The sequence below is a fragment of the Mucilaginibacter sp. P5_A4 genome (genome assembly GCF_056400605.1).
On sequence record NZ_JBFUKX010000004.1, the window covers coordinates 1 to 12,748 of the forward strand.

The 12,748-nt window shown below is 42.2% G+C and carries 7 protein-coding genes; 5 read left to right on the forward strand and 2 right to left on the reverse strand.

Going from position 1 to position 12,748, the window contains the following annotated elements:
- The 5 genes from AC1DQW_RS03925 to AC1DQW_RS03945 form a co-directional block, all read left to right on the forward strand.
- Nucleotides 1-3,126: SusC/RagA family TonB-linked outer membrane protein (locus AC1DQW_RS03925; RefSeq protein ID WP_477452926.1), on the forward strand; the 3,126-nt coding region annotated here is incomplete at its 5' end.
- Between the two features lie 48 nt (nt 3,127-3,174).
- Nucleotides 3,175-5,010 carry a RagB/SusD family nutrient uptake outer membrane protein gene (locus tag AC1DQW_RS03930; protein ID WP_477452927.1) on the forward strand — a complete coding sequence of 612 codons (1,836 nt, stop codon included), beginning with the start codon at nt 3,175-3,177 and terminating at the stop codon, nt 5,008-5,010.
- A gap of 94 nt (nt 5,011-5,104) precedes the next feature.
- Nucleotides 5,105-6,418 carry an IPT/TIG domain-containing protein gene (locus AC1DQW_RS03935; protein WP_477452928.1) on the forward strand — a complete coding sequence of 438 codons (1,314 nt, stop codon included), beginning with the start codon at nt 5,105-5,107 and terminating at the stop codon, nt 6,416-6,418.
- A 241-nt stretch (nt 6,419-6,659) separates the two neighbouring features.
- Nucleotides 6,660-8,213, forward strand: coding sequence for a right-handed parallel beta-helix repeat-containing protein (locus AC1DQW_RS03940; protein WP_477452929.1), 1,554 nt, complete (start codon nt 6,660-6,662; stop codon nt 8,211-8,213).
- Between the two features lie 28 nt (nt 8,214-8,241).
- Nucleotides 8,242-9,756 (forward strand): right-handed parallel beta-helix repeat-containing protein, encoded by a 1,515-nt coding sequence (locus tag AC1DQW_RS03945; protein WP_477452930.1) that lies wholly within the window; start codon nt 8,242-8,244, stop codon nt 9,754-9,756.
- Between the two features lie 128 nt (nt 9,757-9,884).
- Here the strand turns inward: AC1DQW_RS03945 and AC1DQW_RS03950 are convergent, their stop codons facing one another.
- Complete coding sequence (locus AC1DQW_RS03950; protein WP_477452931.1) at nt 9,885-11,303, reverse strand: alpha-L-fucosidase; 1,419 nt, start codon at nt 11,301-11,303, stop codon at nt 9,885-9,887.
- A gap of 48 nt (nt 11,304-11,351) precedes the next feature.
- Entirely contained in the window at nt 11,352-12,722 is a 1,371-nt protein-coding gene (locus AC1DQW_RS03955; protein ID WP_477452932.1) for an alpha-L-fucosidase, read from the reverse strand.
- Nucleotides 12,723-12,748: the final 26 nt, after the last annotated feature.

Sequence of the window (12,748 nt, forward strand, 5' to 3'; positions counted from 1 at the left end):
ATTCAACCCGGCTTCGGGCTGTTCTTACTTCTTAATTTGTTGTGTTATGAGGGGTATGCCCGTAACTCAATAAATGGAAGCGCTTTAATAAACCCGGTTGCTGTTACTATAACAGGTACGGTAACAGATGCGAAAGGGGAATCGCTTCCCGGGGTAACCGTAGTAGTTAAAGGTACCCAGATTGCTACATCAACAACTACCGAAGGAACCTTCAAGATTCAGGCAGATGCGAATGCTGTACTGGTTTTCCAGATGGTGGGCTTTATTAAGCAGGAGATTCCTTTAAATGGGAGAACATCACTTAATGTTACAATGAAGGAAGATAACCTGGCACTAAACGAAGTGGTAGTTGTGGCTTATGGTAAGCAGAAAAAGCTAACGATAACGGGGGCTGTTACTACGGTGAGTGTTGGAGACGTGATGACTCCAAATCGTTCTTTATCTAACGCGCTGGCCGGTAAAGTTGCAGGTGTTATATCTATGCAGCGAAGCGGGGAGCCTGGTTATGATAATGCATCATTTACTATTCGCGGTATCGGTACTTTTACTGGTAACTCAAACCCGCTTATTATTATAGATGGGGTTCAGCGCGATGATGTAAACAGTACCTATGGGGGGGCTTATAATAACATAGACCCCGAGGATATTCAAAGTATTTCTTTGTTAAAGGATGCTTCATCAACCGCTGTATATGGTGCCAAAGGTGCCAACGGAGTTTTAATCATCACTACTAAAAGAGGTGTTGCGGGTAAGCCTAAAATTTCTTTCAAAACAGAGATGTCCATGTCGGGCCTCACTAAAACACCTAAAATGCTGGATGCGGTATCATGGATGCGGCTGCATAATGAAGCAACTACAAATGATGGTAACCCATCGGCATATTCCGAAGAAACTATTCAAAAAACAGCAAGTGGGTTAGATCCCTACCTGTATCCAAATGTTAACTGGATAAAATCAGTTTATAAGGATTGGGCTCCCGGGTATAACACCAACCTTAATGTTAGCGGCGGTGCATCAACGGTAAGGTATTATGTTTCTGCTTCTTTTTATGATCAGGATGGAAGTTATAAGGTTACCAAGCAACATGGTTATAATCCTAATCTTAACTTTAAAAGGTATGATTTCAGATCTAACCTGGATATTGATTTAAGCAAAACTACTTTATTGACAATGAATCTGGATGCGATGCTGGTAAATAGCCGCTATCCTGGTATATCTGCCGGGGCTATCTGGTACGAATCGTATTTAACGCCGCCTAACGCGTTTCCAATACAATATCCGGGTGGTATATGGGCTGGCCCTTATAATAACGGGGGCTCAAACCCGGTAAACGATATTCAAAACTCCGGTTATAATAACGAGTTTCGCCCCACTATTCAGTCTGTTTTTTCCATCAACCAAAAGCTGGATGTTATTACAAAAGGCTTGAGCGCTATGGCAAGGTTTTCATTCGACTCCTATAGCGAAAATGATAATGGAAGAACCGGCACGAATGATCTTTTTTTAGCTACATCAAGAGATCCGCAAGGTAATTTGGTATTGGGCCAGTCGAGATACGGGAGCCAGTTTTTGGGGTATTCGCAGTCATCCTCTGCCGAAAAAACCATGTACCTCGAAACAAATATTAATTATGACCAGTCTTTTGGCAAGCACCATGTTGGCGGCCTGATTTTGTATAATATGCGGTCGAGGGTGGTAAGCTCGGCAGGCAGCGTTATAGGCTCTATCCCTTATAACAACCAGAGTTTAGCGGCCAGGGTAACCTATACTTATGCCGACAAATATTTGTTGGAATTTGATGCCGGTTATACAGGGTCAGAAAATTTTGAACCGGGTAAGAAGTTTGGCTTTTTTCCTGCCGTTTCTGCAGGCTGGGTAATTTCGAGGGAGTCATTTTTTAAGGATCTTTCAAAAACATTTACACTGCTAAAAATAAGGGGCTCTCACGGTCTTGTGGGTAATGACCAGATTGGATCGGCCTACGGTATTACCAGGTTCCCTTATATTAATCAATATGGCAGTGGCGGATCCGTGGGTTTAGGACTTAACGGAACTATATATGGTGGTACTACCGAAAGCGTAATTGGGGTAGAGAATCTTACATGGGAAAAAGCAACCAAAGACAATATTGGGTTAGAGATAGGCCTGTTCAATAAATTGAATATCACCATAGATGCCTATAAAGAGAGAAGAACCAATATTTTAGTTCAACGCAGCTCATTGTCGGGCATATTGGGTGTAAGCGGATCTGTATTTGCCAATTTGGGCGAAATGAATAATCATGGTATTGAGGGCAATGTTGAGTATAACGACAATATTGGTAAAGTGTCCCTTCGCCTTTACAGTAACGTTACTTATAACAATAATAAAATTGTACAGCGGGATGAACCTAAGCAGCTGTACGCTTACCAGCAATCAACCGGGCGTAAATTTGGCGATAACCTGATGTATGTTGCCGAAGGGTTGTTTACATCCCAGGAAGACGTGGACAAAAGCCCTACCCAATTTGGAGCAGTGTTAAGGCCCGGCGATATTAAGTACAAAGATGTTAACAACGATGGCGTAATAAACAGCTTTGATAAGGTATTTACCGGTAAATCTGATATACCTACCATATTGTATGGCGCCGGATTTACGGTTGGCTATAAAAAGTTCGACCTCTCTCTCTTTTTCCAGGGAACCGCCAATGTAATTATTATGGCCAATGGTTCTTCAATAAGCGGGGCTGGTGCAGGCGGCGCGGGTATTGTTCCGTTTACTGGTATGGGTACATATCCGTCTGGAATGCTTGCCAATCTTGAAAGCAGGTGGACAGTTGAAAACCCGAGCCAAAATGTAGATTATCCACGGTTGGGTATTTCTAATCAAAATAGTAACAATTATCAGCCAAGTACATGGTGGTCAAAAGATGCAAGTTTTGTTCGTTTAAAACAGGCAACATTGGGTTATACGCTTACGCCATCGTTCCTTACAACAGCGGGTGTTAACTCGGTTTACTTTTACTTAACCGGCCAAAACCTATTAACATTCTCCAAATTCAAACTTTGGGATCCTGAGCTTGGCTCAAACGGCGCAGGCTATCCACCGGTAAGAATATTTGCTTTGGGGTTAAGAGCTTCGTTTTAAAGAAATAATGAATTTAAGTCAAATTAAAAAGTATTTAAAATGTTCCAAATGAAAAAATATATACTCATTATGGCTGTCGGGGCATCGTTCCTGGCCGCCGGTTTATCTTCTTGTAATTATCTTAATAAAAAACCAGATAACCTGTTAACATCTGATTTGATCTGGAGCACCCGGGCCAATGCCGAATCGTACCTGTACAATATATATGGGTATATTATACAAACTGATGGCGGTAATTTTAGCGCCATGGGGGCAAGTGATGAATCGTCTGTATCAATTCCGGGTACCAACGTGAGGCAAATGGTTGTAGGTAACTGGAGCCCTGTAAATGCTTATTTTGATTATTGGGGTAATTATTATAATGGAATCCGGTCGTCATTTATTTTTGAAGCTAATATTGATAAAGTTCCAATCACCCAGTTGAGTGTAACGTTAAAAAATCAATATAAAGCCGAAGCCCGGTTTTTACGCGGATGGTTTTACTGGCAGCTGATAAAACAATACGGCCCGGTTGTGAAAGTAACCGAGGCGTTAAGTTTAAACGAGGACTTTAACAAGTATCCAAGATCATCTTTTGATGATTGCAAAGACTATGTTAACCAGTTGATGGATCAGGCTGCGGCAAGTTTACCAGCCCAGTGGCCCTCAACCAGCAGTTATGGCCGTCCAACAAAAGGTACCTGTCTTGCTGTAAAAGCACAAATTGCTTTATTGGCTGCGAGCCCGCTGTGGAATGGTAATCCTGCATTTTCCTCTTTTAAAAACCAGGATGGTACACAGCTGGCGCCAACAGCATATGATGCCAATAAATGGAAGGTAGCCGCAGATGCAGCAAAGGCTTTAATTGACCTTGGTTCATATAAGTTATTTACCAATCTTGATAATGGCGGAACCCAGTTTGATCCTTACCTGTCTGTCAGGGATCTTTTCTTAACCAACTGGAACAGCGAGATCATATTTTCAAGAAATTCATGGAATTATTGGGGATATACAAAATGCGTATCGCCAGGGCCGGGAGGGTATAGCATGTACAACGCTACCCAAAACGTTGTGGATGCATTTTATATGAATAATGGCAGAACCATTGATGATCCGCTATCCGGATATACAGGAACAAGTTTTGCTCAAAGCAATGGTAATAAGTACTGGGAACACAGCAAGGGGCAATGGAATATGTATGCAAACCGCGAGCCCCGGTTTTATGCCTATATACAATATAATGGCAGGCCGGTATTACCCGCCCCAACCGTTGATGACAAAAACTATTATTCATCGGCTGCTAATATTGATGGAACAGGCAGGGTAGAGTTTTATTATAATGGCAAAGCTGGTGCAAAAGCAAGCGGGGCCAGTAACAATATTACAGGATATGATGTGCTGAAGAATGTAAGCCCGGCTGATAATATAAGGCAGGATGCTGCAAATTACAGACCTTTTATACTGATAAGATATGCCGAAATATTGTTGGATTATGTAGAAGCTTTGAACGAATATGATCCATCAAATCAAAATATTGTTCTGTACCTGGATCAGATCAGGAGCAGGGCCGGTTTACCCGGTATAGAAACTGTTTATCCGGGCGCCGTTGGCAACAAGGATGTAATGCGAAAATACATTTTAAAGGAAAGACAGGTAGAGTTGTGTTTTGAAAGCGACAGGTACTATACCCTGGTAAGGAGACTATTATTAGGCATTGATGAAAACCAAACCATTTATGGCCTGAATGTAAATACCGACGACCAGGGCCTGGGATTTTCGTTTACCGGTTTTTACAATAGAACGCTTTTCCAAAAAAGGGTATGGAACAATAAAATGTACTTGTTCCCCATCTCCCAGTACCAGTTAGACCGCGACAGGGCTTTAGTACAAAATCCGGGTTGGTAATGCACGTTTTTATTTGCCCAAAAGGCAATAGAAGATATTGTAAAAAATAAATAATTAAAGAATAATTATTCAAATGAAAACATTCATAAACATAATGGCAAAAAGTATAAATCAATACTTACTTGCCGGCGGGGTTTTTATAATGGTGGCTTTTATAAGCTGCAAAAAAGAAAAGGCACCTACGCATAATGCCGACTCGCCTATCAGTATTAACACATTTATTCCGGCACAGGGTGGTGGAGGTACGGAAGTACTGATTACGGGGACCAATTTTTCAACCGACACTTCGCAAATTGCAGTTACGCTGAATGGTTTAAAGCTTAGGATCATTGGCGCCAATACTACGCAAATGATTGCCGTGGTACCCAAAAAGGCAGGGTCGGGGCCGCTGGTTGTAACCATAGGAAAAGGAACCGCCACAAGTACAAGTAATTTTACTTACCAATATACCAGGACCGTTACCACATTGGCCGGATCGGGCAAAGCAGGCTTTGCCAATGGCCAGGGAACAGATGCTATGTTTGATTTTGGCGGCCAAAGCTGGTACAGGAGCTGCGGTATAACTGTTGATGATAATCTGAACATTTATGTTGCCGATCCAGGGAACCATTGTGTCAGAAAAATTGACACAGCGGGGAACGTAACCACACTTGCGGGCAATCCCCAGGTTTCTGGTTATGCGGATGGGAAAGGAAGCGCAGCAAACTTTTCTTTACCTTATGATGTGGCTCTTGATGCTCAGGGCAACGTATACACTGTTGATCCGGGGAATTGGGATATTCGCAAAATATCTCCCGATGGTACTGCCGTTACCTGGGCATGGGGAAACCAGTCGCCCTGGAGTGTAGCTGTTGATAAAACTACCGGCTACGTTTATTATTCAAGCTGCTCCAGCCCGGGAAACATTTACCAGTTATCAGCTCAGTGGACTACAAAACAAGTTGTATCTGGTCTTAATTATCCGGCGGGAATTAAGTTTGATAAAACCGGCAATTTATACGTATCGAATAATGGAGATCAGGTTATCCAAAAATTTGCTGCAGGCACATGGCAGGGCAGCATTATTGCCGGGCAGCCTGGAAGCGCCGGGTATGTGAACGGAGCCGCTACAGCAGCAAAATTCTCTGCTCCATGGGGTATAGCCGTAGATAATAACAACAATATATATGTAGCCGGTAACGGAACCTGGGATGGCAGTACTTCTAATCCCGATCAAAGTATCCGTTATATCCAGGCCGGCACCTTTGAGGTAAGCAACTTTGCCGGAAGCGGTGCGGCTGGTTATGCCGATGCTATAGGAGGATCGGCCCTTTTTAGCGCTCCAACAGGTGTTGCCGTTGACAAAAACGGAACGGTGTATGTACTGGACAAAAATAATAACAGGATAAGAAAAATAGTGTCCGAATAATGGTAATCGCCAATAACAGCATTACCCCTCGTAATTACTGTTATATCAGTTAATCGTCTATCCTTACAAATGCTGTTGCCCGGGGAGCAATGCAAATAATAATTGATGGTTGTTTTGTTTGATTGGTATAGTCCCCGAAGCAGAAACATGTTTCTGCTTCGGTTCTATGCTTTGCATCTTCAAACACCAATAAACTTATTGAATGAAAAATATCGGGTGTTTTAATTTGAAAATGTACTGTATGAAACGTTATATTAATATTTTTTTTATGCTTGTTTTTGCATTGCAGGGAATGGCTTGCAGCAAAAAAAGCACTGGTAATGATGTAACGCCTTCTGCAGGTAATACGCATATTTATTATGTATCAGTTAATGGATCTGATGCTAATGCAGGTGCAATTAATGCCCCTTTCCAAACCATCAATACCGCACTGAGCCATGCTTTACCTGGCGATACTGTTATGGTTAGAGGCGGCACCTATTATGAAAAAGTGGTGTTCCCCAAGTCGGGGGTAAAGGATAAGCTTATTACAGTGAAAGCATACCGCGGAGAAAAGCCTGTAATAGACGGCAGCAAAATAATAGTTTCGGGCTGGGTGTCATTAGTTACACTAAGTAATGTAAAGTATATAGCGCTGGATGGCTTTGATATTTGCAATCTTACAAGTGCAACTTTTAATACCGATCCTGAGGGCATAGCCATTAATGGCAATTCTCGCGATATAACTATTAAAAACTGTAATATTTTTAATATAAAAAGCAACGCGTCATTAGCCGACTGGCGAAGCGGCCACGCCATACTGGTAATAGGTAACGGAGCCACAGCCATTACTAACCTGGTTATTACAGGCTGCACAGTGCATGATACACAAACAGGCACAAGCGAAAATGTAACGTTGGCCGGTAATATAGACGGCTTTGTTTTTAGCCATAATAAAGTATACGATACAGAAAACATAGGGATAATTGTTGCTGGCGGCGATAACCTTAATAAAGATGGAGATGTTGCTACCAATTATGCCCGTAATGGCGTGATAAGCGATAACGAGTTTCATGATAATACCATGACCAGGACTCCCGAAATCTGGGGGCCCGACAGGTATGGCGCCATCTCCATTTATGTTTGCGGCGGAGCTAACACTATCATCGAAAGAAACAGGGTATATAATAGCGACAGAGGTATCGGGCTGGTGAGCGAAAGCAATGTATATGCAACAAAAACCACCATTGTAAGAAACAACTTTGTATACAACTGCTATCGTACGGGCATATACATGGGCGATTATTTAAACTACACATCCGGCGGAACTAAAGACTGTTTTGTAGTGAATAATACACTATATCAAAACGATCGTGTTGTGGGGGCATTTGGTGAGATAGAAGGAGAGATAAGGCTTACAGAGCATTGCGATAACAACGTGATAAAAAACAATATTGTATACGCAAGGCCGGTTGATGTGTTTATTCACAAGTATACTTCAACGGGGAGCAATAATATTATTGATAACAATTTATACTATACCACAGGCACCCCGCAATGGATCTGGAACAGTACCAATGGTGCTCCAAACACCGATTTGAATGCCTGGAAGACAACCAGCGGCAATGATGCCAATTCATCAAACGGCGCCGACCCACAATTGAAGAATACCTCACTTCCCGATCTTCACATACAATCATCTTCGCCTGCAAAAAATTCCGGGCAGGTAATCTCAGCTGATATAAACGGGGCAACAGATATTGATGGAAATGCGCGTATTGTGAACAATAAAATAAATAAGGGCGCACAGCAGTAAGAGGTTCTTAATTTAAAAACGAACGGGAATGAAACATAATGTTAATTTTTTTTTGATGCTTGGCTTTGCGGTACAGGTATTGGGTTGCAGCAAAAAAAACGCTACCGAGGTTGTAACGCCTGCCGGCAATGTGCATGTTTACTATGTAGCGGCCAACGGATTAGAGTCAAATAAGGGAACAATTGATGCGCCATTCCAAACCATTAATAATGCCCTAAGTCATACCGTGCCCGGTGATACTGTAATAGTAAGGGGCGGAACGTACAGTGAAAAAGTAGTATTCCCCAAATCGGGGGTAATGGATAAGTATATTACATTAAAAGCGTATCGTGGCGAAAAACCTGTAATTGATGGTAGTGCTTTTAGCGTTAATGGCCGGGAGGCGCTGGTAACTATTGACAAGGCAAAGTTTATAGTTGTTGATGGATTTGAAATACGCAATCTTAAAACATCTACCGGCGATCCTAAGGGCATTATGGTTGAAGGTGGCTCTGATTACATTACCATAAAAAATAACACCGTATACGGTATTGATTATACCCAGCTGCCGCTTAACGGAGGGGGTAATGCCATTTTAATTATCGGGAATACTTCCGATCCGGTAACCAATATTACCGTTACCGGGAATACCATACATGATTGTAAAACCGGGTATGGGGAAAACCTAACCATCAATGGCTATGTTGATGGTTTTACCATCACCAACAATACAATATATAACGCCCAGAATATTGGTATTGATGCGGCCGGTGGTTATGCGGCAAATACCAACCCTGCACTTAATTATGCGCGCAATGGTATTATCAGTGGTAATACCCTCTATAACATTGAAAGTAAAAGGGGGCCGCTTGGCGGGCATGGCGCTATTGGTATTTATGTTGATGGCGGCAGAAATGTGGTGGTGGAGAAAAATAAAGTATCTGTTACCGATAGGGGTATTGGCGCGGTAAGCGAAACCAATGGATTCCCTACTGATCATGTCACCATAAGGAACAACCTGGTGTATAACTGCTGGTGCTCTGGTATTTATATGGGAGGGTATTTAAATTATACAGGTGGCGGTACAAACAATTCGGCTATTGTAAATAATACATTGTATAACAACAACCAGGTTTTAGGCGCATTTGGTGAAATAGAAGGAGAGATTAGTATCAGGGAGGATTGCACCAACAATGTTATAAAAAATAACATTATTTATGGCGGAGCATCAGATATGTTTATTCATAAATACACCGCGAAAGGATCTGGTAATATCATCGATTACAATTTATATTATACAACAGGCACTGCACAATGGACCTGGAATGGCATTTTATATACCGATTATAATTTATGGAAGGCAGCCTGCAGCGGAGATGCTAATTCAACAAATGGCATCGACCCTTTATTCGTAAATACATCCGGCCCCGATCTTCATTTGCAATCATCCTCGCCTGCAAAAAACAGCGGGTTAGTAATATCAGAAACAATTAACGGTAATACTGATTTTGATGGTAATGGGCGCATTGTAAATAAGCAGATAAACAAAGGCGCTTATCAATAATTACATGGTTTAATTATCAAATGCAGAAAGAGGCTTAATGCCCACCGGATAGATATAAAGACGGTGGGCATTTTTGATTTCAGTATGGTTACTCATGCAGTTAATGCCAGGACATAAAAATCTCTTCCCTAATATGCTAATGCAAAAGTGCCACTGTATTTTAAGGCGGTGCTTTTTTGTAAAGCACCAGGTATTTGAATGCTTAACAGCCCGTTTTGGTAATGCCATTTTAATTTTTGAGTGCTGCCAAGCAAGCTTGCTTTTTTTACTTGTTTGTTAAGAGGGAAACTTACCATGGACGGGAGGGTTACATTATCCTTTTCGGATAACCAAAATGCATATAACGTTTTCTTAGTTTTCGACCTGGTGAAATAAATATTCCCGGCAGAGTAAGGCGCAACCGGTTCAGAGCCATAGATGCCCTTGCCGTTAATTTTTATCCAGCCGGCAATATCCTGTAGTCTTTGATAAGCAACGGGGTTCCAGTCGCCGTCGGGCCCTGGGGCGATATTAAGCAGGAGATTGCCTCCCCGCGAAACTATTTTTATAAGTGTTTGAACCAGTTGCAGGCTGGGTTTAAATTCGTCATTCGGGACGTAACTCCAGTACTTACCAATGGTCATACAGGTTTCCCAAGGGTAGGATAAAGGCTTATCCGGTACTTCTTGTTCGGGTGTGGTATAGTTTTCAAATTCGCCGGCAACGGTACGGTCTACCATAATAAGACCGGGTTGATAACTGCGGCCCATTTTTGCTATTCTGGCCATATCAAGATCCTGGTTATAGTGCTGCGGATCGTTCCCCTTTGTTGGTGATGGCCGCACCCAACCCCCATCGAGCCATAAAATATCTACTTTGCCGTAGCCCGTCATCAGTTCTTCTATTTGGTTATAGGTAAAATCTTTAAATTTTCGCCAGCGTTCGGGGTAGCGTAGCGGGTCGTAATTAACATTGTGGTCTTTAGGGGGAAAGTAAGACCACCAATAGTTTTGATTGTGCCAATCTGGTTTGGAGAAATATGCCCCGATCATAAAATTGTCTTTACGAAAGGCGTTAAATATTTCTTTGGTGACATTGCTTCGCGGGTTTTTTGAGAAAGGCGTTTTAGTGTCTGTAATTTTATAATCTGTTTGTTTGGTGTCAAACATGCTAAAGCCATCATGGTGTTTGGTTGTAAATACCATGTAATTCATACCCGCAGCTTTGGCCGCCCTGGCCCATTTTTCGGGGTTGAAGTTAACCGGGTTAAAGGTGGTTTGTAGGTTTTCGTATGCTTTTTTATAGGCGAAATAATCATTGCCATAGGGGCCGGTTCGGGTAACCCAGTCATCGGGACAAATAGTCCAGCTTTCTGCCACACCCCATTGGCTATATGTTCCCCAGTGCATAAACAAACCAAACTTTTGGTCCTGCCATAGGGCAAGTTTTTGCCGTACCAGGGGATCTTTAGGAACCTGGTAGGTGTTGGACATTTCATGCTCATTTTGCGCGATTGCTGCCTGGCTACAGGCCAGCAAACAAAGACCAAGTATAAATTTCTGAACCATGATAAAATTATTGATGATGGATAAATTTTAATAGTTGGATATATTGCATTAGTTTAATACCAGTTCAATTACAGGTATTTCAGTATCAGGTTTTGTTTCGGGGAGGTTTAATACCAGGTCGTTTCCCGAAGCTTTTGATTTGCTATTCGGCTGTATCTCTGATGCATCATGCAAAAACTGAGTATATTTAACCTTATCCTTATAGCCCGGTAAGGTGATGGTTTTGCCCGGATACTCCAGCAAATGCACATACAAACGCCGGGTATTGGCATTATAGGTAAGCATGGTATGCTCAGGAGCTTTAAATGTTTCCGGGGCTTCGGTGCATCCGTAAATAGCCCGGCTGTTGTATTTCATCCAGGCTGCTATTCCGTCCAGCCTCTCATTGGCACGTTTATCAAATAAACCACGTGCAGTAGGGCCTACATTCAGCAGGAGGTTACCGCGTTTGCTTACAGCCTCTATCAGCATCGTAACTAACTGTTTGGTGCTTTTCCAGCTGTTTTCATCGCGGAAATATCCCCAGGAACCCGAAAACGTTTGGCAGGTTTCCCAATAAGTTTTGTAATCGTTTTTTTTTGTCCATTCTGATAAGTTTACCTGTTCGGGTGTAAGGTAATCCCATCCGTCCTGGTATTCGTTTATATCAAGGCGATTATCAATTATAATATTGGGCTGTAGTTTTCTTATTTCTTTAACCAATTCAACAGATCCCCAATCTTTACTGCCTTTACCGTGTTTGCCGTTGTCGGGGTACGAAAAATCGAGCCACAGCATATCAATTTTGCCATAATTGGTAAGCAGTTCTTTAATCTGCTTGTGCATATACGTGCGGTATCTGGCCATATCCCGGCCTTTGTTCAACTTATCATAATCCTCATCCTTTTCGCTTGCCGGTTGCAATGGGTGTAAAACATCGACCGTAAAATCCGGATGATGCCAGTCTAACAAGGAATAATAGAAACCTATTTTTATGCCTTCGGCTCTGAATGCGTTTACAAATTCTCTTACAAGGTCTCTTTTAGCGGCGGTATTGGTGGCCTTGTAATCGGTATATTTTGAATCAAACAGGCAAAACCCTTCGTGATGTTTGGTGGTAAGCACGGCATACTTCATTCCGGCTGCCTTGGCTTTCTTTGCCCACTCCTTAGGGTTAAACAAATCGGGGTTAAACTCATCAAAGTAAGGCTGGTATTGTTCATTGGTCATCCGTTCCCATCTCTTTACCCATTCATGCCTTGCCGCCTGCGAGTAAAGGCCCCAATGGATAAACATCCCAAAACGATCGTTGGTCCACCAGGCCATGCGTTTCGCTTTTTGTTCGGGTGTTTCTGCTCCTATTTTCTTTTGAGCATATAAAGAAGAAAATACCAGGGAAATTGATAAAATAATGAAGGCCGTTTTTTTGAATTGACGCATAGCGGTCTGTTAGTTTGAATTAAAAT